19 protein-coding genes and 1 CRISPR repeat array are annotated in these 24,892 nt (G+C 53.6%); of the genes, 5 read left to right on the plus strand and 14 right to left on the minus strand.

Features of this window, described 5'->3' with window-relative positions:
- The first annotated feature begins 486 nt into the window (after positions 1-486).
- Complete coding sequence (locus tag PGS10_RS24295) at positions 487-861, plus strand: VOC family protein (protein WP_047046552.1); 375 nt, start codon at positions 487-489, stop codon at positions 859-861.
- 68 nt (positions 862-929) lie between these two features.
- Positions 930-1,935: a CRISPR direct-repeat array (repeat unit 28 nt; unit sequence GAAACACCCCCACGTGCGTGGGGAAGAC).
- A gap of 47 nt (positions 1,936-1,982) precedes the next feature.
- Here the strand turns inward: PGS10_RS24295 and cas2e are convergent.
- The 11 genes from cas2e to PGS10_RS24350 form a co-directional block, all read right to left on the minus strand.
- Positions 1,983-2,222, minus strand: a complete 240-nt coding sequence (cas2e, locus tag PGS10_RS24300) for a type I-E CRISPR-associated endoribonuclease Cas2e (RefSeq protein ID WP_047046555.1) — start codon at positions 2,220-2,222, stop codon at positions 1,983-1,985.
- A 25-nt stretch (positions 2,223-2,247) separates the two neighbouring features.
- A complete protein-coding gene (cas1e, locus tag PGS10_RS24305; protein WP_047046557.1) occupies positions 2,248-3,123 on the minus strand; it encodes a type I-E CRISPR-associated endonuclease Cas1e in 876 nt (291 codons plus the stop codon).
- A complete protein-coding gene (cas5e, locus tag PGS10_RS24310) occupies positions 3,123-3,839 on the minus strand; it encodes a type I-E CRISPR-associated protein Cas5/CasD (protein ID WP_316423603.1) in 717 nt (238 codons plus the stop codon). Before cas5e ends, cas1e begins: the two co-directional genes overlap by 1 nt.
- A 12-nt stretch (positions 3,840-3,851) precedes the next feature.
- Positions 3,852-4,844, minus strand: a complete 993-nt coding sequence (cas7e, locus tag PGS10_RS24315; RefSeq protein ID WP_316423604.1) for a type I-E CRISPR-associated protein Cas7/Cse4/CasC — start codon at positions 4,842-4,844, stop codon at positions 3,852-3,854.
- 72 nt (positions 4,845-4,916) lie between these two features.
- Entirely contained in the window at positions 4,917-5,561 is a 645-nt protein-coding gene (gene cas6e, locus PGS10_RS24320; RefSeq protein WP_316423605.1) for a type I-E CRISPR-associated protein Cas6/Cse3/CasE, read from the minus strand.
- The gene (gene casB, locus PGS10_RS24325) at positions 5,554-6,120 is read right to left on the minus strand and encodes a type I-E CRISPR-associated protein Cse2/CasB (RefSeq protein WP_316423606.1); all 567 of its coding nucleotides are present in this window, start codon (positions 6,118-6,120) and stop codon (positions 5,554-5,556) included. Before casB ends, cas6e begins: the two co-directional genes overlap by 8 nt.
- 11 nt (positions 6,121-6,131) lie before the next feature.
- A complete protein-coding gene (gene casA, locus PGS10_RS24330; RefSeq protein ID WP_316423608.1) occupies positions 6,132-7,655 on the minus strand; it encodes a type I-E CRISPR-associated protein Cse1/CasA in 1,524 nt (507 codons plus the stop codon).
- 3 nt (positions 7,656-7,658) lie between these two features.
- Positions 7,659-10,274, minus strand: coding sequence for a CRISPR-associated helicase Cas3' (cas3, locus tag PGS10_RS24335; protein WP_316423609.1), 2,616 nt, complete (start codon positions 10,272-10,274; stop codon positions 7,659-7,661).
- A gap of 354 nt (positions 10,275-10,628) precedes the next feature.
- The gene (locus tag PGS10_RS24340) at positions 10,629-11,699 is read right to left on the minus strand and encodes an ABC transporter ATP-binding protein (RefSeq protein WP_047078809.1); all 1,071 of its coding nucleotides are present in this window, start codon (positions 11,697-11,699) and stop codon (positions 10,629-10,631) included.
- On the minus strand, positions 11,692-13,461 hold the full coding sequence (locus PGS10_RS24345; RefSeq protein WP_047046585.1) for an ABC transporter permease: 1,770 nt from the start codon (positions 13,459-13,461) through the stop codon (positions 11,692-11,694). The genes PGS10_RS24340 and PGS10_RS24345 overlap by 8 nt, the downstream gene beginning before the upstream one ends.
- A gap of 124 nt (positions 13,462-13,585) precedes the next feature.
- Positions 13,586-14,674 (minus strand): ABC transporter substrate-binding protein, encoded by a 1,089-nt coding sequence (locus tag PGS10_RS24350; RefSeq protein WP_020079034.1) that lies wholly within the window; start codon positions 14,672-14,674, stop codon positions 13,586-13,588.
- Positions 14,675-15,649: 975 nt separating this feature from the next.
- On the opposite strand from PGS10_RS24350, the gene PGS10_RS24355 reads away from it, so the two are divergent.
- Both PGS10_RS24355 and fdhF read left to right on the plus strand, forming a co-directional pair.
- Complete coding sequence (locus PGS10_RS24355; protein WP_015705181.1) at positions 15,650-16,741, plus strand: malate/lactate/ureidoglycolate dehydrogenase; 1,092 nt, start codon at positions 15,650-15,652, stop codon at positions 16,739-16,741.
- 244 nt (positions 16,742-16,985) lie between these two features.
- Positions 16,986-19,136, plus strand: a complete 2,151-nt coding sequence (gene fdhF / locus PGS10_RS24360; protein ID WP_316423610.1) for a formate dehydrogenase subunit alpha — start codon at positions 16,986-16,988, stop codon at positions 19,134-19,136.
- A 220-nt stretch (positions 19,137-19,356) separates the two neighbouring features.
- Here the strand turns inward: fdhF and PGS10_RS24365 are convergent, their stop codons facing one another.
- Positions 19,357-20,364 carry an AraC family transcriptional regulator gene (locus PGS10_RS24365; RefSeq protein WP_075052328.1) on the minus strand — a complete coding sequence of 336 codons (1,008 nt, stop codon included), beginning with the start codon at positions 20,362-20,364 and terminating at the stop codon, positions 19,357-19,359.
- A 278-nt stretch (positions 20,365-20,642) separates the two neighbouring features.
- Here PGS10_RS24365 and PGS10_RS24370 point away from each other — a divergent pair, with 278 nt between their 5' ends.
- Together PGS10_RS24370 and PGS10_RS24375 are read left to right on the plus strand one after the other, a co-directional pair.
- On the plus strand, positions 20,643-22,244 hold the full coding sequence (locus PGS10_RS24370; RefSeq protein WP_316423611.1) for an aldehyde dehydrogenase family protein: 1,602 nt from the start codon (positions 20,643-20,645) through the stop codon (positions 22,242-22,244).
- Between the two features lie 357 nt (positions 22,245-22,601).
- Positions 22,602-23,045, plus strand: a complete 444-nt coding sequence (locus tag PGS10_RS24375) for an acetyltransferase (RefSeq protein ID WP_316423612.1) — start codon at positions 22,602-22,604, stop codon at positions 23,043-23,045.
- 18 nt (positions 23,046-23,063) lie between these two features.
- Here the strand turns inward: PGS10_RS24375 and PGS10_RS24380 are convergent, their stop codons facing one another.
- A complete protein-coding gene (locus tag PGS10_RS24380) occupies positions 23,064-23,648 on the minus strand; it encodes a helix-turn-helix domain-containing protein (protein ID WP_047052740.1) in 585 nt (194 codons plus the stop codon).
- A 324-nt stretch (positions 23,649-23,972) separates the two neighbouring features.
- A complete protein-coding gene (locus tag PGS10_RS24385; RefSeq protein ID WP_101739697.1) occupies positions 23,973-24,593 on the minus strand; it encodes a histidine phosphatase family protein in 621 nt (206 codons plus the stop codon).
- Positions 24,594-24,892: the final 299 nt, after the last annotated feature.

A 24,892-nucleotide genomic window follows, 5' to 3' on the forward strand; every position in this document is an offset into this window, starting at 1 on the left:
GTTTTGTCGCTTACAAGCCCAGCAAATCCCGCTCTGGTACCGATACCATTGAACTGTTGCGAAACAGACCGTCTGGCTTTGGCCAATAAGACGTACAATAAATCGCCAATAGCGATAAGATTTATAGGGTTATCGTTTGGATATTAGACGATTCTCAACGCAACGCGGGAAAATGGCGCAAATATTCACCGGGTTGTCACGATAAGATCGGGCATTTAATAACCTGAGTGCGGTAAGTCATGCGGAAATTTCGCGCCTTTGGTTTTACCAAAGCGCCAATAAAGGGTGATATGTATCACATTTGTTATTTTTTGTTTATGGTACATGGCAGATTAAGCACCTGTAAATACTCGCTTAATGAATAATTAAACAATTCGAGCTGTTAAATTAGTTAATCACCGTTGTTAATTAAAACAGTATCTGTGCCCTTCTCATTTTAACGACACGGTGATGTCGTACAGATATTCCCAATAACGAGGAGAATTTATGTTCGATCATGTCAAATTTGGCGTCAGTGATTATGCCGCGAGCAAGGCATTCTTTTTACAGGCGTTGGCGCCGCTCGGCGTGACGCTGGCAGGCGAAGGCGAGCCGGCTTACGGCGCGGAGCTAGCCGGGGCGAACGATGCCTCTTTATGCCTCTATCAAAGCGAAGATAAACCCGCGCCGCTGCATATCGCCTTTTGCGCCGACAGCCGCGAGCAGGTTGATGCCTTCTGGCACGCGGCGCTGGCCGCCGGAGGCAAGGATAACGGCGCGCCGGGACTGCGGCCTAATTACCACGCCAATTACTACGCTGCCTTTGTCATTGCGCCAGATGGACACAATATCGAAGCGGTGTGTCATCTGGCAGACGGCTAAAACCCATAAAACGCCTTGCCTGCTGGGAGCAAGCTTCCACACTACGGGCGATAACGCAGTCGAAGTTGGAAACACCCCCACCTGCGTGGGGAAGACGACTGGGATGCCGTCATCATTGGCCATTCATCGGAAACACCCCCACGTACGTGGGGAAGACTATTGATATCGCAACGCCGGGGCTTGGGGATTAGAAACACCCCCACGTACGTGGGGAAGACTGCGTCTACCGGCTGGACGGCGGCCTGCTCTGGGAAACACCCCCACGTACGTGGGGAAGACTGGCGGAACGTAACGCAAATCTGGTGACTGAAAGAAACACCCCCACGTACGTGGGGAAGACGGGCTTCACGAATCACAGCTTCCCGATTGCAAAGAAACACCCCCACGTGCGTGGGGAAGACAACGTGCCGGAACTGGTCCGGATGTACCGGTCAGAAACACCCCCACGTGCGTGGGGAAGACTCCAACTCGTTCGTCGATTTGTCGATCGCCATAGAAACACCCTCACGTGCGTGGGGAAGACAACTGGATCACCCCTATGGCCCGCACCCTGGAAAGAAACACCCCCACGTGCGTGGGGAAGACTGTTGGATGCGGGGGTTATCAGCGATCCCTTTGGAAACACCCCCACGTGCGTGGGGAAGACATGGCTGAATTGCGACGTAAAGCAAGCGCGCAAGAAACACCCCCACGTGCGTGGGGAAGACCCACTTGATTTTCCCCATGCTGTCAGCGGTCTGGAAACACCCCCACGTGCGTGGGGAAGACTAGCGCTGCCTGAGGTCGACATAGAGTCTCCTGGAAACACCCCCACGTGCGTGGGGAAGACATGCGACCGCTACACAGTGCAATGCGTTCACCGGAAACACCCCCACGTGCGTGGGGAAGACACGTTACCCTGCATACCGCGCAGGTTAGAGGGGGAAACACCCCCACGTGCGTGGGGAAGACACGTGAGCTGGTTCTGGGTGCTGGCGCTACTGGGAAACACCCCCACGTGCGTGGGGAAGACTCCTCATGGTTGGCTCAATACGTAGAGCCAATCGGAAACACCCCCACGTGCGTGGGGAAGACACCAATATATTGTGAAAGAGCGACAATTAAAACACTATATCCATGTATTACGACAGTTTTAGGGTCTCAATAATAAGCTGTAACCCGCTGACCTCAATAATCGGCTTCCTGACCTCGCCCTTGTAGCGAATTTCATAGCCAGGCGGTTGAGGAATACTGCGAAACAGCATCAGGCCTGATTCCGCGGGCGTGTACTGCATCAGGTAATCAACGACGGTTTGCGCAACCGAATCTTTGACGCCTGAAACGAAAACGTTCGGCCGGGGTTCGACAAACCACAGTTTCATTCGCCCTCGAACCGCTGGCGGCAAATCATTTGCCAGTACGACGAGCACGTTTTCCTCCCATTAGCTCATTGATATCGGCCGCAATCAGGTTGAGCAAATCCAGGGCTATCACTCGTTTTCTGAATGCCTCAGAAACTTTATGTTTATCGTATCGCCCCGCCATCTCCCTCGACAGCGAAAACGCCAGATCGATACAGAGCCGCTCTTTGTAAAGGTCAGCCAGATCATAGACAAACGGTAAAGGACTACCTGAATGGATAAAACCGATATGCGGCGAGTACCCCATCGCATGCACCACTGAGCATAAAATGCCGTACAGAGCCGCGTTGGTGGAGGTCAGGACCTGGTTTGTCAGGTCGCTCAGTTCAAACTTTCCGGGGGTAAACTGACGTCCTTTCCAACCGACGCCATACTCTTGCGCTTTCTGCTGATACAGCGCGCGAACCCGGCTCCCCTCCATGCCCATCATGCTATTTAAACTTTTGCCCTCGAGCTCAGCATCCGGAAAGCGTTTAGCAAACATCGCCGCGGCAACCTTGAGCGCAGACGACTCATTGCAGGCCAGCGCCATCTGTGCTTTGAGATTGCGGGTATCCGCAGTGGGCAAAAAACCGGCGGCATAAAACAGCAGGCTATCCTCGCCCACCCAGCACACCGCACAGTTAGCGGCGGTCGCGGTTTTGATCGCCTCATGTGTCACCGTGGTTCCGGGGCCAAGCAGCAGCGCGTTGATGGTCGCCACCGGCAGAGGAACTACGTTGCAATCGGCATCAACCCATTTAACACTGCTGTCATCAATCTCCAGCCGCCCGCGCTCAAGGTATAAAAAAGGATATTTGTCCTTCACCTGTGGCAGTAGTTCGCGGGTGACCTTAACAAACAGCCTCTCTCCCTGGGCCATTAGCGGCACTCCAGCACGGTCACCTGACGATCCCGATAACGCTTATGTCGACCGAACTGCACCGGGACATCGTTTAGCGTGATGATGTCACCCTCTCCTTCCCCTTCAATAACCGTATAGCTTAGCGTGCGCTGCTTGCTGTCGGCTAACTTCTGCGCCTGCTGCCAGGCCTCCCCGGCGCTGTCATATATCCCCTGGTAGATCAGCTCGCTGGGCACGCAACTTTTACGCCCCAGATACAAATCCCAGACGGGGTTTTGTAAAGCCTCCGGCAACGACTCGGCCTGCTGGCGGCCAAGCGCCATCACCACGGCAAAAACCGCATCCTGGAGGTAGTGGCGGTAGGTCATTTTGGGAGCACTACTACCCGCTTTCGTTCCATCAGATTTCCTGGGTATCAGCAGACTTTGCCAGGGATCGCTGTCGTCATAACCGCTGCCGACCATATGGAAGTCGCACAGCGTCGGCTCACGGACTTGCGGCTGGCCCTGCTTGTCGGTACGGGCGTAGGCGCGAACTTCCATCGCCAGGTTATTCATCTCCGCCAGCCACTCGACCTCTGGCCCCGCGGCGCCTCGCGCACAGCAGATCAGCCCCAGAATGCCCGAGCGGGTCGGGAAATTCAGCGTATCGCGCACATCGAATTTTGAATCGAATCCCCAGGACTGCAGCGGCCCTTCAAGCCACAGCAGCATATATCGCATAGATTGGCTCATCTCCACCGTCCATTACAGATGTGACTGTAAGTCAGCAATCAGGCGGTCAATGCTGTAGTCGAGATCCTCGCCCCACTCGTAATCGCCTTGTTTGCCAAACAGGGAACCGGAGAGTTTTTCTTTTTTATTCAGCCACTCTTTCAGCGCCGCTTTACTGGGGGATAAGAAGCCTTCGCCCTGGCTCTTAACAGGCTGTTCGAAAGAAGCCTGCAGACCCTGGCCTTTACGCAACAACACGCGGGCATAATCCCACGGGCAGGCCCCGGACTGCGTTGTTTGTCGAGCAGCGGGAACGGCGACATACAGCGCCTTAACGAACGCGGCGACGGCAGTTTTGATGTCAGCATCCTCACCCAACGTCTGTTCCAGTTGTCCCAGATCCAGGCTCACATAGCGATAATAGGTCGCCGAATTAAACTCCAGGCTGCCCATATGTGCCGAACCATTTTCATCGTCCGTTTTGTAATCATCCACGGCGGTAAAGAACTCGACCTCGTTACTCACTTTATGCGTTGAAATCGCATGCGCGAACGAGGCCGCCGCCTCAACGTTCATATCCGCCGCTTTAGCCACCATACGGCCGAAAAGCGCAATATCCAGGGCGTCCAGCGTTTTGCTAACCGCTTTTTTGGCGACCTTGACTAATTCTTTGTCTTTCAGTTTGGCGGCGTCAAAATCCTTTTCCTGCGCGTAAGCGGCGAAAGCGGAGGCCTCAGACTCACTGAGAAACAACAAGGTATCTTTCGACAAAAAAGCAGACATCGTCTCACCGCAGCGATTGGCCTGCTCATCGCTCGCTCCTAAAACGGTACAGGCGTTGGCCAGTATTGAGGCAATTTTTTTACTACGCACTCCGAGACGAATACCAAAATCAGGCAGCGCCAGACGAACCTGGCGCTTCCAGCACTGCGATGACACTCTGGCGCGCGAAACGCCGCCAACGATGGCGGACTTGGGGGCCCCCACATCATCGCGGTTAAGGCAGGTCACCGGGAAAGACTGCAAAATATGAAACTCGATACGGGTGTTTTTGGAACGGGGTAGTCATTGGATTATCCTTAATAAATTTATTAATCATCAGGAAAAAAGCGCATCAACAACGGGCACAATCTGCAGCAGGCCGCAGCCAAAGGCGCGCCCTTTGCCAATGCCGTGATGAAAGCTATGCTGAAACTGCGGCCGGTCGGTTACGGTAAGCAGCCCCTGTACCGTCGCCTTGCCAAGCGTCACCTGGCGGCCGGCTTTATCTTTAAACTGCAGCACTTCCATCGCCTCTACCTGCAGGCTCGGAAGATCAACGTCAAAGCCCCAGCGGCCGGCGCGCTGAATAAACCACTGCGCGATATCCGTCCGGCCTTTAATCGCCATGCGCTTACCCGTTTGTTTATCTTTTCGCACCGGATTCACCTGTACCTCAAAGCGATAACGCGAATGTGAGAGAAAAGCAGCAGGAATCGATTTGCTGATGACCTCGCCGTAGCGCCCATCAACCTTTGCAGCCGGGGGTCTATCAGAGACAATCAATACTCTGCGACCGTGAAAATCGCCGCCGCGGTCGGCGTAGGCGATGCCGCTCGAGATATGACTGCACTTCTGCCGGTCTGTACGCACGTCAGCAAACAGGCTGTACACCACACGGTGTAAGGAATAGGCATCGCTGATTTTCAGCGCTTTCACCGCGGCGCGATCAAGATGTAAGGCACTGGCAAAAAGTTCAGTCATGTGGATTCCCCGTCTCATTTCTGCCGGCCTCCTCGGCATGACGATAGAATTGTTGCGCCCAGCTGACGCGGATCCGTTCGCGGCGGCTGCCGGAGAACCCCAGCAGTTCGTTGAGTAATCTGGTGAAATCCGGCGTCACCTCGCGGCCTGCCATTAATGACAGCAGCGGGCGCAAAATACGGCACGCTTCGCTCGTCGAGGTGCAGGCTAACAGCCGCCGCAGCCGGGCTTTGGCCTGTTCAGACTGGTTGCCCTCGGGATAACACCCCGCAATAGCGGCCCCCAGAGCGGTTGTACCGTTACAGGCGGGTTTCGCCCTGGCCAGAGCGGCGCCAATGATGCAGTACGGCAGGCGTTGCCACTCTTTTTCCAGGTCAATGCCAAACCCCGCCAGAATTTCCCAACTCTGATATTCGGTCGCCGGGTTGTCCGCCCGTTTCAGGCGGGCGGCAAAGCCATTGTCCTTCCCGATACGCTCAATCACGTAACCGACAAATCGTTTGGCGGGCGATTCGCTACCCGCGCATTCGGCGGTAACATCTGCGGGAAACTGATCCATTATGATCCTCCTTAATCAACGGTATGATCTTGGCAAAAATTAGGCCGAAACTGTGCCCAGGCATCTATTTGACGGGCGCTGTCGGCGGGGCAAAGTTGGTCAAAAACCTGTTCGGCATAGCCGACAAACATTTTTCGTAGCGGAAGACGCGTGGAACGATCTCCCACAGAGTTAAGACAAGCATCAATAAGCGCCTGAGCATGACGTTCGCAAAGATGCCAGAATAGCGCAGCAGCTTTTTCAGCCTGCTTTGTCACAAAGGGCTGGGCCTTCCCGGTCGCTGATTTATCAATATCTGATAGCTGGCGGAAATAACGCACAACCGCCCCCCAAAGCTGTTTTTGCACAGCTTCAAGCTGCGTCATTTCATATTTTAAATATTCAAGAAAGGAACTATTGATGAGATCGGATGACAACCATATTTCTGACTGAACATAATCATCCGTACCTGAAGGATACTGTTCACCAGCTTTGATACTCACCCTTAATCCACCCGACCATACCGCAAACTGTTCTGTACTACGGGTTATCCGCTGCAGAGGAAGGCTAAGCTGGCGGGTTTCAAATCCCCGGCTATCACCCTGGGCGATAAACTGGAGTAACGAGGTCAGTTCACGCCAGGGGCGCTTACCCGGATTAACCCATAAAGGCGTCGTTTTCTTTGCGGAAAAATCAACGGACACCGTGGGGTCGGTTTTGCCTTCAAGATGGCCGGCATGGCTTATTCCATCGCTATAGTGAATGCCGTCCTCGGCTAACAGACAAAATTTACCCATCGGGATCAGGCGTCCCAGCAGCGATGTTTTTAACGAACGTACAATGTCATCATCTTCCCCTGTCGGCATTCGCTCCCACGGAGCAGTCCCCAGCGTGGGATACATCACCAGTTGTGCAATATCCTCAGCAGTAAATAAATTGAGCCAAATGCTTTGTACGATTGAGTTGCCCAACCAGTATGAATGCAAAAATCCCTTTCCCCCGACGGAGACGCCAGGTTTACCACTAGCAGTGTTCCCATTTTTGTTTTGTTTACCCCGATAGCCCGGCGTTAACACCACAGAGTTATCAGTTTTCTTGCCCCCGAGGCCAAATCCCATCTGTGTAACAATCGTTAGCGCTTTGTCCGCATCGGTTAATGGCTGCTGTTGCTGGCTTTCGGTCAAAACCGTGGTATTGCCGGTACTTACCTCCGGAGACAATGTTCCAAAAGACTTGCGCTTGGCGGCTTGAATAGCGGGCATCTGTAAGAATGGCTTTTCGCCATATAGATAAAAACGGTCGTGCCATTTAGCAAGATACTGCAGGCAACGATTGGCCATTCCCTGCCAGCCCATCTGTTGCCAGGCGCTATCATCCGCAGGCGTCGCGGCAGCCTGGGCGATGGCAAGTAGCAATTTGGTGAGCGCGATTTTTTGTACTGGATTGCCGTTTAACGCACGTAATTCCGGCTGACTAAAAATATCGGTTAAACTGACCAACCCCACGTCCACGACCGCAATCCAGGGTTCATCAATCAAATTGAAACGGTTTTCCATGGTTTATTCCTTTTTGGAAATGGCCCGGAAGCCAAGATATTCACTGTATTCGAGGGTGTATTTATCGCCTGCTGGCCGGCCATCCAGCGTCTTTAGTTCGCCCGCCGGGCTGACAATGGCAACGCGCAAAAGCGCCTCGTCATCTTCGGGACGGCCAAGATAGAACACCTCCTGCAGATGTAATTTTTCCAGCTCATTCCTGGCGATTTGGGGCGGGCAATAAGTCGGGTTCACTCGTACCAGTTGCTGATTAAGCGATACCGCCAACTGCCGCCACTGGGCCCGATTTAAACGATGTCGGCCATGCGGGAGGGTTAATTCAGAATCATCAAGCAGGCGGAAATTCGTGACGCCGTCATGTGAACGTAGACCGCGCAGCAGCAACAGTTCGGTAGTGTCACGATCGCTATAGCGGGTCTCAGCCTTATGCTCAGGCAGCGTTTTCCCGCCGGTAGATAACGTTAGCTTCGCCAGCGACTGTAGCGCCTGTTCACCTGAGCGAAAGCGGCTGCCATTCTTCAGTTCATGCAATAGCGTGGCCCATGGCCCCTCTTCAGAACGCTCGCTATAGGTCCGATCTATTAGGGGGCGAATATCCCCAGGCAACGAGATAACGCGGAGCGCTTTCCAGACATCCAGGCTACGGCATAACACATAGGGTGAGTAGACCATCGCGCTCATGCCGAATGCAGAACCAGGGTTGGCTAATGCGCAGTCAAGGGCTGGGGACAATAGCCAGCATTCCGCTGTCGCGCTGGCATGGCGGGGAGTTTCCGCATGTCGCCACAGTCGGCCAAGACGTTGCAACAACATATCGGTAGGCGCAAAACGGCTCACGAGGAAATCAGCGTCAATATCAAGAGATTGTTCCAGGACCTGGGTCCCGACTAAAATACGCCCGCACCGCTGGCGTTGTGCCCAACCAGCCTGGCCGTAAAGTGCGACCCAGCGCTGCTCATGCCGGTTACGGTGCTGAGGCGTAAAGCGCGAATGCAATAGTCCTATTTCACAGCCAGCGTCAACCGCCCGGCTAGCCATATCAAGATAACGTTGCTGCGCTTCAGCAACGGTATTTTCAATCCACAACACCTGCTGCCCAAGTTCTGCGCGTCGTAGCGCCTCTTCCAACGCGATTTCATCTTTACCGCAGCAATGGAGAGCGAAGGTAGTATGCTCTGAAACAGGAACGGCAATCTCGACCAGCGTCGATTCCGCAGCGCAGGTGGGCGCGGCGGTGATCAGCGGATATGCCTCACTGTTTGTCGTTTGCTGCAGCAAGGCGTCACGGCGTTGCCGGCTCAGCGTGGCGCTGAGAATAATCACCGTACAGTCGATTTGACGGAGAAATTCGACCAACGCATTGAGAATCGTGCCGGTATACAGATCGTAAGTATGAACTTCGTCAAGGATCACTACCTTGCCTGCAAGCCCATAGGCTCTGACAAAACCATGCTTCACATTCATCACCGCCATCAGCGCCTGATCGATGGTGCCGACGGCAAACGGCGCTAATAAACCGCGTTTACGGTGATTAAACCATGACCCGCCGGGACAGCCCTCTTCGCCCAATTCGGTATCCAGTAACCAGGCGCCAGAATGCAGCAATAAAGCGCGTTCAGGGGTATTCGTATCAATAATCTGCGCCAGAAAAGCATTGAAACGATCGTAGATTTTATTTGAGGTTAACTGCGTGGGGAGCGCGAAATAAATTCCGCTGGCTTTGTTCTGCGCCAACAATTGATAAGCCGCATATAGCGCGGCCTCGGTCTTACCCATCCCCATTTGTGCTTCAAGAATATAAACGCCGGGCTCGGCAACCTGTTCAATAAAAAGCGACTGGGGCGTACGCGGCTGCATAATCCGTTTTACAGGGTCAAACACTTCAGCAAAAGAGAGATTCTGGCGAATAATTGGCTTAATAAAACCCGCCTGCGTTAAAGCTGTTGATATATTCGGCCGCCAATCTTCTTCCGGATTGTCAAAATATTCGCAAGAACCTATCCAGTCAGCGACGGAGGTTAAACCAGCAACCACCCTGGCCTGGGCTGCCGAATCAAACGTTGGCCAATCGGTTTGCAGATTTTGTCTTAGCTGAGCCACTAATTTTTGGCGCTCATCGAACCACAAAGGGCCGCCAAATATATCGGCATTGCCGCGCCGGCCATCAACTCGCGGATTAAAACCATGATGTTGTCCGAGTATTTCGGCGACATATCGCGGCACTCCGAACGCTTCTGCGCTCGCCTGGCTGACGCCTGCGTGCCCACCCCACTGGCTTTCAAGTTCAGGGCTTACCCCAGCCAGCGCGGGGTACTGCCGATAACTAATGCCGCAGGCTGAAAATATCTTTGCGACAAACGTTGGGCTGACCTTCCCAATATCATGACAAGCGGCAGCCATTTCGCTCCCTGCGGGGAATAAATGGCCGCGCATTGCCTCGGGGAATCGGGAAATTAAAACTCGGGCGATCTCTCCCACTATTTGACAGTGTTCCAGCACCGAGCGCCCTATCGCTACACTTCCGTTACTAAGCCTTCTTGTTTTCGCGGGACACTTTTCAAAACCGATCGCCGTGACGGCATTTTCGGAATGCAAATGAATTCGGGTTAAACGTCTCACAGGGAATCTTCCATGACGAATGCATTATAATCTCGGCAATTAAAATCACATCATTCCCAATAGAAATCCACCACTAATTTATGCACATCAATAAACCATTTTAATTAAAATAATTTGCAAGGCATATTTATTAGGCCGCATTAAATTGTTGTTAATAATTGCTTAACCCACATTTTTACAAAATATATTTCAGCACAACAACACATGCACCGTAATCATACGAAACAATTAATTCATATGTTTTTATTATTTCAGATTGATGAATTAACCCTCATTAATATGAAGTCATTTCACAAAAAGATGAATACGAAAGCCATGGCGGTTTCCCTACCGCCATAGCGCCCTAAGCAAAGTTTATCGCTGCGGGAAGATCCACACATCGTCCGCGGGCAGCGTCAGGTTACAATGTTCGGCGTCACGCAGGGCCGTGCCGTAGGCGCGAATCGCAAAGTCATCGCCCTCGGTGCGGAACAGATATTCCCACCGATCGCCGAGGTACATGCTGGTCAGCAGCGGAAGTTCCAGGCTGTTATCCTGCGGCGAGCAGTCAAGTCGCAGGCGTTCGACGCGGATCACCGCCGTCGCCGGCTGGCCAACGCTTATCCCCTCGCCCGCGCGGCCCCATAGCGCCCAGCTGGCGCCTTCAACCCGCGCGCGTCCGTTCTCCAGCGCCGTCACCTTACCGTGCAGGCGGTTATTGCTGCCCATAAACTCGGCGGCGAACAGAGTAGCTGGGTTACCGTACATCTCCTGCGGCGTCCCCTGCTGTTCAATCACGCCGTTGTTAAGCAGCAAAATGCGATCGGAGATCGCCATCGCTTCATTCTGATCGTGGGTGACCATCAGCGCCGACAGGCCCAGCTTAATAATGAGCTCGCGCAGAAATACCCGCGCCTCTTCACGCAGCTTGGCGTCGAGGTTGGATAGCGGCTCATCCAGCAGAATAACCGGCGGGTTATAGACCAGCGCCCGCCCAATTGCCACGCGCTGCTGCTGGCCGCCGGAAAGCTGGTGCGGGTGCCGGTTGCCCAGATGTCCCAGACCTAGCTGCTCGAGTACGCTCTGCACCCGCTGTTTAATCTCGCCGCTGGCCACCTTACGCAGTTTCAGCGGATAGGCCACGTTGTCGAATACCGTTTTATGCGGCCACAGGGCGTAGGACTGGAACACCAGCCCGAGATTACGCTCTTCCGCCGGGATCTCGCTACGCGGGCTGCCGTCATAAACCACGCTATTGCCAATGGTGATCCGCCCGGCGGTCGGTTTCTCCAGACCAGCAACCGCACGCAGCAGCGTGGTTTTCCCGCTGCCTGAAGGGCCGAGCAGCGACACCACCTCTCCGCGTTTGAGCTCCATCGACACCCCTTTCAGCACCGGGTTGTCGCCATAGGTCAGATGTAAATTGTCTACCGATAACTCAATCATGTAATTTCACTCCAAAGCGCAGGGCGATACCCAGACCGACTACCACCAGCAGAATATTGATAAACGATAGCGCCGCGACGATATCAATGGCGCCCGCCGCCCACAGAGAGACCAGCATCGAACCGATCGTTTCAGTGCCTGGCGACAACAAATAAACGCCGGTTGAATACTCGCGTTCAAAGATCAGGAACATCAGCAGCCAGGAGCCGATAAGCCCGTAGCGCGCCAGAGGAACAGTGACGTGGCGGGTGATTTGCCCGCGAGAGGCGCCGGTGCTGCGCGCGGCCTCCTCCAGCTCCGGCGCCACCTGCAGCAGCGTTGACGAGATAAGGCGCAGGCCGTAGGCCATCCACACCACCGTATAGGCCAACCAGACGCTGAAAATGGTGTTGCGCAGCGCGCGCAGTTGCACGATAAGGTGTTCGCGCAGCCAGTCGGCGACCGGCAGCGCCGAGAGCCAGCCGTTTTTCAGCGACTGATCGAGCCACATCGGCACAAACAGAAACACCCACAGAAACGCCAGACCGGCCAACAGGCCCGGCACCGCACGCGGTACCAGCACGCTGTAGTCGAGAAAACGCGTCACGTTATCCGGCTTACGGTGCATGGCGATACCGACAAACAGATAGCAGACCACCGCCAGCGCGCCGCCGATAATCCCGATCGCCATCGAGTTGACGATCGCCCGCAGCAGGTTCGGCTGCTGCCAGATGTTGCGGAAAGTCGCCAGCGACAGCTCATCCCATAGCGAAACGCCAACGCCCCAATTGGAAATAAAGGCCCGTAGCGCCACGCCCAGCAGCGGGACGCCGATGGTCACGGTCAACCACGCCACCACGACCGCGCCCGCGACCCAACGCCATTTCCCCAGCGGCAAGGCGCGCGACTGCGACGCTTTACCTTTCATGGTCACGAAGCGGTTGGCGGTACGCATCAACCGGCGCTGCAACATCACCAGCGGAATGGTAATGCAGATTAACACCACCGCGACCGCCGCCATCAGATGGTAAGAAGGCGTTCCCAGTTTATTGGTCAACTTATAGAGATAGGTCGCCAGCACCATGTTGCCCTCCGGATCGCCGAGCACCAGCATCAGGCCAAAGACCTCCAGGCCGAGGAAGAACAGCAGCACGCAGGCGTAGAGAATGGACGGCCGTACCATCGGCAAGCTCACCGAGGTCATCACCTGCAGCGGCGTGGCGCCGACGGTACGCGCCGCCTCTTCCACGTCCGAACCGACGCTACGTAGCGCCGAGGAGATATAAAGATAGGCGTGCGGGACGTGCGTTAAACCGGCGATTACCACGATGCTGAACATCGAATAGATATTCCACGGCACAAAACCAAGCCACTCCTGCGCCCACTGCGACAGGAAACCGACCGGCCCGGCGGCCACCACGTAACCAAAGCCCAGCACCATCGGCGAGACGAAAATCGGCACCAGGATCAGCGGCTCAATAAAACGTCGCCCGGGTAAATCGGTGCGAACCATTAAAAAGGCCAGAATGCCGCCCAGCGGAATCGCGATAATGACCAGACCAAAGGCGAGAATAAATCCGGAGCGTAAGGCCAGATAAAAATCCGGATCGGTAAAAATAAAACCGAAGGCTTCGAGGCTCCACTCTTTTGAGCGGGCAAAAAATGGCGCGGAAAGAAAGCTTTGCGCCACGATAAATAATAGCGGAACGTAAATCACCAGCGCCGCAATCAATACCACCATGCCACGCGGTAGTCCCTGCCACTTTCTGCGTAAAATGTTCATCTTTAATTCCCCTGGCAAAGTGCAGAGATAAATTATCAAGAAGAGATATGAGTACTTATTTACTGAACACTGATAAGGTCATTCCCCCGACTGCATTCCGGGGGAATTTTCAAAAGCCATTACTTTATTTCGCAGCGGCGGCACGCCATTGCTTAATAAATTCCAGACGCTGTTTAGGTTGCAGATATTGCAACAGGCTTTCATCCACCGGAATCGGCTTCAGGGCATTGCCCAGTAATTTCGTCATTCCGTCGATATCATTTTTACCTTCAATATCGTTGCGAATTGATGGAATATCACCCTGAGAGGCGAGAATCGTTTGCCCTTTTTCCGACAGTACGTAGTCGAACCACAGTTTCGCCGCGTTAGGATGCCCTGCTTCCGCGGTGATAAATGAGACGCGGGACAGCACCAGCACGTAGTCTTTCGGATAGGCAATACCTAATGACGGGTCGGTTTTAGCGCGCGCTTCGGCATAGGAGCCGAGGATGTTATAGCCGATCAGGTTTTCACCGGAGGAGACGCGCTCCATCATGGTGCCGGTAGAGGATTGCACCGTCAGGCCGCCTTTGGCGATATTCGCCAGGTCTGCAAAGTAATTGCCGTCAGCCTTGCTATCCTGCACCGCCAGCATAAAACCAAGCCCCGACTTCTCGATATCGTAGGTGGTGACTTTGCCTTTAAATTTATCAGCCTGCCCGGCGATAAGTTTGGCCAATGCGGTATGTGAATCCGGCACTTCATTTTGCGGGATCAGCCGTTTGTTATAGATAAAGACCACCGGCTCATAGGTTGTACCGTAGGCTTTTTGCTGCCAGACCGCCCATTTCGGCAGCTTGCCGACTTCCGGCGAGGCATACTCTTGCGCATAATCGGTGGCTAATTTCAGCGCCGTGTCCATGGAAGAGCTCCACACTACGTCGCCGCTCCCGCCGCCGGCGGCTTGTTCACTAATATAACGGTTGTACAGCTCGGTGCTGTTCATATCGTTATATTCAACTTTAATCCCAGGATATTGCGCTTCAAAGCCTTTAATTAACGGCCCTGCCGCTTTGGTGTCCGTTGTGGAATAAACCACGACTTTGCCCTCTTTCACCCCGGCATCAACGACCTTTTGATAATCTGCCGGGTAGCCCTGCGGCACCTCCGCCAGCGCGGAGTACGAGAAGACTGTCGTCAGTGAAACCACTAAACCACCGATTTTCTTATACATAAAATCAACCCTTAAGCATCAATAATTAAACACAAATTTAACATATAGTGCTGTAAGAACCTCTGCAACGCATGGGCCGGGTTTTTTATAGCTTTTGTGACAGTGGTGTAGTTTAAAAAGTGGTGTTTATGGAGTTTATTCAGCGAGTAGTGAAAACAGCGAGCGAGGTCACAGATTAATGCTGCGGCGTCACGGAGCGATTAGCGCTATGGTCAAAGCCTTTTATTTGCATTTCTTCAGGACCATTCGAATAAAGAAAAACAGGAGCAGCGCATAAAGCAGCGCCATTACCAGGATGGTAATAAAAGAAATGGGATCTGCTCCTGATTCATATGGTTGACTGAGACGGGAGTTAAACAGGCACCAGGTATGATCTATCACCCAAAGCGTTATGCCATTTAGAGGTTTACCATAGCTGCTGAGCCATAAGGCAAAAAGAAAACATACCGCAAATAGTAATGAATTCTTAATGTACTTCACAACTGGCACAGTCTCGGCTCCCCTGAACATCTACGTAACCATAAGCCAATAAACCCGATCGAGAACCCGGTACTTTCACTTTAGATGTTCTCAATAATGTTTGCCTAACAATATAAAAATCATTTCTATCCACAAATGTTATACATGTATTCCATTACTCTATCAGGCTTGGTATTTATTACATCAACTGAACAGCATGAATACAATACCTCTTTTATCGCTCCATCACAATAAAATAGCTCAAATAAAAAACCATCACATAACGCTATTCAGAGTAATATTAAATTTACTCCTGACAATAATAAATGTACCTTTTACATATTCACCTAATATTACATTCAAAACCATTTTGCCGGGCGGTTTCGTCAAAATGAACCATGCCAATAATCTCCCTATTTAGTGAGAGATATTTATTGCCTTGATCTTCTGCGCCTCGCGGCGCAGCATGGAACGGCAAACGCAACAAAACAACAACATACATCGAGGAGACTATCCGTGCCTACAGGACATCGATTTCGCCCCACGGAGCTACACCACTTCGTCACTACCCTGTTCACGCAACTGGGCAGTACGCCAACCGAAGCCGCGCTGGTCGCAGACCACCTGATCGCCGCCAACCTTGCCGGACACGATTCCCACGGCGTCGGCATGATCCCGAGCTACGTAAAATCCCATAGCGAAGGTTTTTTGCAACTTAACCGCCATGCCAGCGTGATGAAAGACGCCGGCGCCGTCGTCACCCTCGACGGCAACGCCGGTTTTGGCCAGGTCGTTGCCCATGAAGCCATGCAGTTGGGGATTGAAAAAGCCAAACAGCACGGCCTCGCCGCCGTGGCGCTGCGCAATGCTCACCATATCGGGCGCATCGGTTACTGGGCGGAACAATGCGCGGCGCAGGGGTTAATATCCATTCATTTCGTTAGCGTCGTCGGCGACCCGATGGTGGCGCCATTTCGCGGCAAAGATAGTCGCTTCGGCACTAACCCACTCTGCGTGGTCTTCCCGCGTGAAGGCCATCCGCCGCTGCTGCTCGATTACGCCACCAGCGCCATCGCTTTTGGCAAAACCCGCGTCGCATGGCATAAAGGCGAAGCGGTGCCTGCCGGCTCATTGATTGACTCTCGCGGCGAACCGACCACCGATCCGGCGGTGATGCAGACCTCGCCGCTTGGCGCCCTGCTCACTTTTGCTCAACATAAAGGCTATGCCCTGGCGACGCTCTGTGAAGTACTCGGCGGTGCGGTCTCAGGCGGGCAAACGACCCATCAGGACAGCCTGCAGGGCTGCGTCGACGCCATCTTCAACTGCATGACTACCATTATTCTCAGCCCTGAAGCCTTCGATGCGCCGCAGATGCAGCGCGAAACCGAGGCCTTTATCGACTGGTGTAAACAGTCGCCGCATGATGCCGATACGCCTATTCTGGCGCCTGGAGAGTGGGAAGCGGCCAATCGTCAGCAGCGGTTGGCAAACGGTATTCCGCTCGATGCCAGTAGCTGGCAGGCGATCTGCGCCGCCGCGCGGCAGGCCGGCATGTCGCAAGAGACGCTGAACCAACTGCAGCAAAATATGGAAGTTAACGCTTAACCTCAGTCCCCGCGGGGCGATCGTCAGCCACGGCGTCCCGCGTCATCGTCACTTGTGACGACGTCAGTGATTTTCCCACGTCTTCATCACCTTCATCCCGCGTCATCAGCGCTATTTTCACTTTGGCACGCATTATGCAATCGAACTGCATCGCACGACGATCGACGTCGCGCGTTTGCTGACGGTAGCCTGCCGGGCCCGGCGCGCTATCGCCCTATCTTCACTGTTAACAGGTCTGTTACTGATGAATAAAATTACCAGCGTGTGCCCCTATTGCGGGGCAGGTTGTAAACTCAAATTGGTTGTCGAAAATGATAAAATCATTCGCGCCGAGGCCGCCGACGGCGTCACCAATCAAAACCAGCTATGCCTGAAAGGCTACTACGGCTGGGATTTCCTCAATGACACGCAGCTTCTCACGCCTCGCCTCAAGCAACCGATGATTCGTTATCAGAAAGGCGGCCCGTTCACCCCGGTCAGCTGGGAAGAAGCGATTCGCTACACCGCCGCTAAGCTCAGCGAGATCAAAGCCAAGTACGGGCCGCGCGCCATCATGACCACCGGATCGTCCCGCGGCACCGGTAACGAAACCAACTATGTGATGCAGAAATTCGCCCGAGCGGTACTCAATACCAATAACGTCGACTGTTGCGCCCGCGTTTGCCACGGGCCGTCGGTCGCCGGGCTGCAGGCTTCACTCGGCAATGGCGCGATGAGTAACTCAATAAGCGATATCGAGAACTCAAAATGCCTGCTGGTCTTTGGCTACAACTGCGCCGATTCTCACCCTATCGTGGCGCGACGGGTGCTCAAAGCCCGCGATAACGGCGCGAAAATCATCGTCTGCGATCCGCGGCGCATTGAAACCGCCCGCATCGCCGACCAGCATCTGCAACTCAACAACGGCAGCAATATGGCGCTGGTCAACGCCTTCGCCCACGTCCTGCTGGAGGAAGATCTCTACAACCACGATTACGTTGAGCGTTATACCGAAGGGCTGGAGGCCTACCGCGAAGCGGTGAAAGACTACTCTCCCGAAGCCGTGGAAGCACTGGTCGGCGTCCCGGCGCTGGCTATCCGGCGGGCGATGCTTACCTTCGCCGCCGCCCCTTCCGCCACCATTATGTGGGGAATGGGCGTAACCCAGTTCGGCCAGGCGGTTGATGTCGTTCGTGGTCTCGCCAGCCTCGCGCTGCTGACCGGTAACCTCGGAAGGCCTAACGTCGGCGTCGGCCCGGTTCGCGGACAAAATAACGTTCAGGGCGCCTGCGACATGGGCGTATTACCCAACCAGTTCCCGGGCTATCAGGATGTCACCGACGCCGCGGTGCGCGCCAAATTCGCCAATGCCTGGGGCATCGATCCGGCGATGATGGATACGCAAATCGGCACTCGTATCACCGAAGTCCCGCATAAAGCGCTGGCGGGAGAAATCAAAGCCTACTACATCATGGGCGAGGATCCGCTGCAAACCGAGGCTGACCTGGGTCTGGTACGCAAAGGGATGGAGGCGCTGGATTTCGTGGTGGTGCAGGATATCTTTATGACCAAAACGGCGGAAGTGGCTGACGTACTGCTGCCGGCGACGTCCTGGGGCGAGCACGGCGGCGTCTTTACCTGCGCCGACCGCGGCTTCCAGCGTTTCGAGCAGGCTATTTCTCCCACAGGTAACGTGAAACGCGATTGGGAAATTATCAGCCTGCTGGCCAGCGAGATGGGCTATCCGATGCATTACGCCAGTAACCAGCAAATCTGGGATGAGATGCGTGAACTCTGCCCGCTGTTCTACGGCGTAACCTGGGAGAAAATGGGCGATATGGGCCACGTGCAGTGGCCGTGCCCGACGCTCGATCACCCCGGTACGCCGTGGTTGTATCAGGATAATCACTTTGATACCCCATCGGGCAAAGGGCAACTGTTCGCCGCGCCGTGGCGCGCGCCGGCGGAAACGCCGGACGATGATTTCCCGCTGGTGCTCTGCACGGTGCGCGAAGTCGGACATTACTCCTGCCGTTCAATGACCGGCAACTGCGCCGCGCTGCAGTCGCTGGCGGACGAACCGGGCCGGATACAGATGCACCCTGCCGATGCCGAGCGGGCAGGTATTGCCGATCGTCAGCTGGTTTGGGTGAGTTCGCGGCGCGGCAAAGTGATGACTCGCGCCGATCTCAGCGAGCGTATCAACCCCGGCGCAGTGTACATGACCTACCAGTGGTGGGTCGGCGCCTGTAATGAGCTGACCCAGGATAATCTGGATCCTATCTCGAAAACGCCGGAAACCAAGTACTGCGCGGTGAAGGTCGAGGCCATTGCCGACCAGGACTGGGCGGAACGGTACGCCTGGACGACCTATAGTTTGATGAAAGCGCGGTTAAAGGCGGCGGCTAACGCCTGAGGGTGAATTCAGGGGGAGGCTTAGCTTCTCCCTGGAATCTGACGCTGTCTGGATTGACATCAAAATAGGCCTTCTTTGGCAGGACGACTTTGTGAAAATCTTTTGTACCGCTCAGGGACCTGCCAGCAGGGACTGAAGTATATAGCCGCCCACCAGCCCTGTGGCGCCAGCAAGCAGGACTTTCCGTTGTTCGGTAAGTTTAGACATGGTGTGTTTTTCCTCAATTCAAGCGCATGGCATGACGGACGCTGTCAGGTGTTTTTCCAGTCCACCCCTGGAATGCGCGATAAAAGGAATTGGGATCTTCGAATCCAAGGAGGAAAGCGATCTCTGCGCCGGACATCGTGGTATTTGCCAGATAATGTCGGGCAAGGCTCTCCCGCACCATATTGACCAGGGCGCGAAAGTTTTCCCCCTCCTCCTCAAGCCGACGTTGAAGCGTACGCTTGCTCAAACCCAGTCGTTCCGCGGCCTTCTCAATGGTAGCCGCGTTACCAGGCAACAGCTCCAGTAAGACAGCACGCACGCGTTCCGCCGTCGACGCTGTCGAATCAAGTTCACTGAGCCGTCGACGAAGATCGGGTTCGAACGCGTGAAACATGCTTTCGTTGACCGTGAGGAATGGACGCAAAGCATCCACAGCGGCGAAAGCGATTGCTGGATACTCTCCCTTTTGCACAGGTACGCCGAAGAAATTCTCGTAACGCCGGAGATAACGACTGGACGGAAGTTCCGGCAGGATAACGCGATGCGCCTTAATGTGCTCACGGGTAGCCAGTCTGGCTAGTCGCACGAAAAACGCAATCTCGGCCACTTGCAGCGAGTGAGGTACCGCGGTTTGTATCGACAACCAGCGAGGCGTCACGACCAGCTCGCCTGCGTCACCCGTATTGACTTCCAGGCTCATGGGCGCCACAAGTTGCTTGTATTTGGCGAGGCGCTGCATAGCCTGTACCAGATTCGTGCTGCACAGGGCAGCGAACAGCGGTGGGTTGAAAGAATCAGCCGAGAGAGTCTCGACGAGGCGTAAGGGAAACATGGCATCACTTGCCTCAGCCTCTAAAGCGCGCCAGAAACGAAAATAGTCTTCGCCAGAAAGCCCCTGTCTTGTACGGGAGAGTAAATCGTCTGGAAGGCCGGCCCGACGTAATACATGGCCAGGCTGAACACCTAAGTCCTTCAGTATTGCCAGCCAGCCAATATCCATGGGAAAAGTTTTGTTTTGCACCTTCAGCACTCCGTCACTATTGCTCATTCAACCGACGCTCAGAGTATAGAGCAGTCGTGCGCTTAACCCCCGTCAAACCGCGCCACAATGACTGCACGTTGCGCCAACCTGTAACATCCGCGACTCACTCCCTGTGCTGGCATCTCTCGCATTAAAATTGGCGCGGATTGCCAGAGCGTTGTCGCGGCTTGCTTCCTATAGTGAGATGAAAACATCACACCAGCCAGGACACGTTCCACCAGTCCTGACGGTCCAATCTGAACAATAGAGAAATCCCAATGAATGCTACCGAAGCTATCGACCGACTGGATCCCCAAAAATGGACTACAACATCTCCCGCAGAACGTTTGCATCTGCTGGAGGAAATCCGTGCAAACCTGAAGAAGTACGGTGATGACCTCGCCTTCGCCGACAGCAAGATGAAGAATGGCATCCTCGGTGCGCCTCTTTTTTCATACCCAATGTCAAAGGTTGCTACCGTCGTTCCTATGGCGAGTACCGTCTCGGCAGCCATCATCCTTTATGAATCCATTCTCGACGGCAAGATGCCACAGCCGCTGAGCGTGGAAAAAGTGAGTGAGGATCTCTACGACATTTATGTCTTTCCGCAGGAGCGGAAGGACAAGTTGATGTACGCGGATCAGAAGAGTCGCATCCGTGTGAAAGGCGCACCGAAACAAATCAATCCGATGGAAAAGCCCGCGGGTATTATTGCCGTGCTGGGTGCCGGCAACTACAGCTCAGCGCTCGAGGTGTTGAAAGCGATCTTCTTCGAGAACTGTACAGTCGTACACAAACCGCATCACCTGAACGAAGAAACCGACAGGATTTGGGCGAAGATCATGCAGCCGCTGATCGATCGGCGCGTTCTGAGCTTCTGCGATGCCGATCGGGGACAAGACCTGACAGTAGATCCCCGCCTCTCCCGGATCTACTTTACAGGTGGAACCGCAACGGCCGAGGCTATCATGTCAGCGACAGAGACGCCGCTTATCTCCGAATGCGGCGGCAATAACCCATGCATCATCGTGCCGGGCGACCGGCCATGGACAAAGAAGGAAATTGAGCATCAGGCAGTGCAGATAGCCACCATGGCAAAGTTCAATGGTGGCGCGAACTGCGGTCGTCCCCAGACTCTGGTGACAAGCAAACACTGGCCGCAGCGCAAGGAATTCCTCGACGCGCTGCGGGTCGCTATCTCGGAGACTACTCCGGCCATGGGTATGTACTACCCCGGCGCCGACAAGGTCGTGGATGGTTTCCGACAGGCCTATCCCGATGCGGAAGTACTGAGCCCCGAGGGCGGCAAGTATCCGCATTCCGACGTCATATTACTAACAGACATTGAGCCCGGTGGCTACGCCACTTCACATGAAGCGTTTAGCCTGGTGCTCGCTGAGGTGCCGCTAGATCTGCCAGCCAATGCCGCGCACTTCCTCCCCGGCGCCGTCAAGTTCGCCAACACCCAGCTCCTGGGCACGCTCGCCAGTGCGATACTTATCGATGAGGACACCAGAAAGGCCCATCAGAAATTACTCGAGCAAGCGGTGTCTGACCTGGAATATGGTGCGGTCGCCATCAACAGCATGCCGTCCTTCATTTTTCTCAACCCCTATCTTACCTGGGGTGGAAATGAGGCAGGCAAGACGTTCGTTTCTGGTCGCGGCAACTTTGGCAACCTACTCAATTACGAGAACGTTGAGAAATCGATCATGGAGGCAAAGTTTATGTCACCAGGGCACATGCTCTATACCAACAAGCGAGCATTCGACAATATGGCTGGAAACATGGCGAATTTCGCAGTCGAGCCTACCTGGATGAACCTGACCTGTCTGATGGGGGACGCCATCCGCGATAGCTTCCGTAAAAAAGATTTCTGAGTCAGTAGAACGCATCGGCCTGAAAGGCCTTATCCATTGCCCTTTACTCGACTATCTTGTAGCGAGTCTGCTTCATAGCCGGGGCAGTGACTACGACCTTGAGGACATGCATAGGGTGAGCTCCACAACAATAAATCGGAACTCATCGCGGCTTTCCATACGCTCGAACAGCTTGTACGCCAGTTCGAGCGCTATCAGGCCAGAGCCGGTCGTGGCATTCTGCACCTGAAAGTGAGTCTAGCAACGATAGACATGGCGACATCATCACTATTGTGAATTTAATTACACCATAGTAAATTAATGGGGTTATTTTTGTAGGTAATTACCCCAAACCATGTCCACTTTAAGGAAAATAAAATGATAAAAATCAGAATGTCACGACCTTCTGAAGCGGAAGACATCATCCAGATTTGGAAAAGTTCTGTAGATGCTACGCACGATTTTCTGACAACACATGACCGGCAAGAGATCGAAAAAGAGGTGGTCGGTTTTTTTTCAGAAACCCCTGTATGGGTAGCGACAAATGATGAAGACCTTCCACTCGGATTTATGTTTTTACATGATGGTCATCTGGAGGCGCTGTTCGTAGATGCTGCTGCTCGCGGGTTTGGCGTCGGCAAACTGTTGATATCCCATGCCCTTGCTCTTCATCCTGATTTAAGCGTCGACGTCAATGAACAAAACCAACAGGCCGTCGGGTTTTATCAACATATGGGCTTCCAGGTTTCAGGGCGCTCCGGGCAGGATAGTCAGGGAAGACCTTATCCCCTGCTGCACCTGCGTAAAGGGAATGGCGTCTAACCGTTTGCCAGGGAAATATCATCTGTTTTTTTGGCTAAACGCAACGATGTATGTACAGCTCTGTTCGCTATCCGGGTTAGTCATTTGGCACTCGCCTGCAAAGGTAAGAGCAAGACAATCACCCGCTTGCAAATGATGAGTCTGATGATTGACCCTAAAATCAAGGTTGCCGCTCAGCATCCAAAGTGTTTGCCCGCAAAGATGCTCAATAGCGGAGGCGGGGATCGTCAGTTGACCCATTGCAGGGATTTCAACTTTTATCAGTTCCGGACTGGCGCCCGCCGGAGACAATGTCCAACGAATAATGCCTGATTGTTCATCTCTCCAATGCTGCTGCTGGTGAGCGAAACGAACCAGCGAGTTCTGATGTTGCTCAAGCTCGGCGAAAAGTTTTGATAGCGTAATATTCATGGCGTTCGCTAAACGACTAAGGATAGTCGCGCTGGGGCTGGAGACGCCTCGTTCAATCTTACTAATCATCGCCTGGCTCACGCCTGAGCGTTGAGCAAGCTCCGTTACCGTCCAGTTACGAGCTTTCCTGTGCTTTAGTAATAACTGTGCAATGTCGCTATCTACTATCTGATTTTTCGCTGTTTTATCCATTTTCACCCTCACTTTCGCCAGCCTGATTATGCCATTACCTCAATTAGGCTGGAATCATTGATTGTGTCAGTGTGAAAAAGTCAGGTTTCAATGAGTGGATAATTATCTTTAGCACCCACGTCATCAGTAGAGCATGAGTTTGCGATGCGCGCTCCCGGTAAAACGCAGGTAAGTTAATCCGAGTTCTTCGTTTCATAGCAACGTCCCCCCCTTGATTAAGGATAGCGTTGCATCGACCCGTTGAACTCACAGCGAGGAGTGAACATTGTGCTTAAATAATGATGACTCTGGCAGGATGGGTTTTCAATGCCTGGAAGGTAGCCACTAATTCAGGTGACGTAAATGTGTAGCAATCCCCCACTTTAGGCCAATACATTTTCCATTAATCAGGTCGATAACAGAATAACTTGCATTGGGATGAGCATAGCGAGGGAAACTATTGACAGTCCCTTCTTTAAGAATTGCCAGAGTGCCCTGACTGACATGCCCGTGAGACACAATACATATTGTTTGTTGATGTGATGAGGTATCTTCCAGGTTTTGTAAAAAACGCATAACTCGCTGAGAAGCATGCGCCAGTGACTCCCCCCCTGGTGGACAATACTCTGCATCAAGCCTGAATAATGCATTTGCATAGTTTGGATGTTTTTGTCTGAGTAGTTCTAACGGCATACCTTCAAACTGACCAAAGGCCTGCTCTTTAAGGGCCGGTTCAGCCGTCAGTGAACAATGAAAGTGTTCAGCCAGGCTTTGCCCCATTTGCCAGGCACGCCCAAGCGGAGAAGCGTAAACACGCTCTATTTGATACTCACTTGCACTAAACGCTGCTAGTAGGAGGGATGTTTCACGCAAACCCCGACAGGTCAAGGAGCTATCGCTGTGCCCCTGAATAATTCCTTCCCAATTCCACTCTGTTTCTGCGTGTCGAACAAGTATCAATTTCATCGTTAGCTGGTCATGCTCGTTGTTGATCAAAATGTCCCAACTGCGCGATGTCAAACACACACCGTTGAAGCAGCGGAAGGCTTTTCTGTTGTGGAAATAATGAACAAGTGTAGCTTATTGCCGTTATGCAGCGGCTCTGGGTGTGGGGCGCTGAATTTTATCCGTAGTTAACTTCCGCTTTTGGCACGGAGCGGACGTGTTAACGAAGCTGAAGGTCCGCTGGGAGCGCTTAGCGGACATGCCATCAGCTTATCAGCCACCTTTACGAGCATTCCATTCATCACGTGTGATTTCCCATA

The organism is Klebsiella sp. 141153 (assembly GCF_032601995.1).
Lineage (GTDB): Bacteria > Pseudomonadota > Gammaproteobacteria > Enterobacterales > Enterobacteriaceae > Klebsiella > Klebsiella aerogenes.

Excerpts from the sequence above, each read along its gene's own strand:
- PGS10_RS24295 (WP_047046552.1), top strand. The coding sequence starts at position 487 with ATGTTCGATCATGTCAAATTTGGCGTCAGTGATTATGCCGCGAGCAAG.
- cas2e (WP_047046555.1), bottom strand. The coding sequence starts at position 2,222 with ATGAAACTGTGGTTTGTCGAACCCCGGCCGAACGTTTTCGTTTCAGGC.
- cas1e (WP_047046557.1), bottom strand. The coding sequence starts at position 3,123 with ATGGCCCAGGGAGAGAGGCTGTTTGTTAAGGTCACCCGCGAACTACTG.
- cas5e (WP_316423603.1), bottom strand. The coding sequence starts at position 3,839 with ATGAGCCAATCTATGCGATATATGCTGCTGTGGCTTGAAGGGCCGCTG.
- cas6e (WP_316423605.1), bottom strand. The coding sequence starts at position 5,561 with ATGACTGAACTTTTTGCCAGTGCCTTACATCTTGATCGCGCCGCGGTG.
- casB (WP_316423606.1), bottom strand. The coding sequence starts at position 6,120 with ATGGATCAGTTTCCCGCAGATGTTACCGCCGAATGCGCGGGTAGCGAA.
- casA (WP_316423608.1), bottom strand. The coding sequence starts at position 7,655 with ATGGAAAACCGTTTCAATTTGATTGATGAACCCTGGATTGCGGTCGTG.
- PGS10_RS24340 (WP_047078809.1), bottom strand. The coding sequence starts at position 11,699 with ATGATTGAGTTATCGGTAGACAATTTACATCTGACCTATGGCGACAAC.
- PGS10_RS24345 (WP_047046585.1), bottom strand. The coding sequence starts at position 13,461 with ATGAACATTTTACGCAGAAAGTGGCAGGGACTACCGCGTGGCATGGTG.
- PGS10_RS24350 (WP_020079034.1), bottom strand. The coding sequence starts at position 14,674 with ATGTATAAGAAAATCGGTGGTTTAGTGGTTTCACTGACGACAGTCTTC.
- fdhF (WP_316423610.1), top strand. The coding sequence starts at position 16,986 with ATGAATAAAATTACCAGCGTGTGCCCCTATTGCGGGGCAGGTTGTAAA.
- PGS10_RS24370 (WP_316423611.1), top strand. The coding sequence starts at position 20,643 with ATGAATGCTACCGAAGCTATCGACCGACTGGATCCCCAAAAATGGACT.
- PGS10_RS24375 (WP_316423612.1), top strand. The coding sequence starts at position 22,602 with ATGATAAAAATCAGAATGTCACGACCTTCTGAAGCGGAAGACATCATC.
- PGS10_RS24380 (WP_047052740.1), bottom strand. The coding sequence starts at position 23,648 with ATGGATAAAACAGCGAAAAATCAGATAGTAGATAGCGACATTGCACAG.
- PGS10_RS24385 (WP_101739697.1), bottom strand. The coding sequence starts at position 24,593 with ATGAAATTGATACTTGTTCGACACGCAGAAACAGAGTGGAATTGGGAA.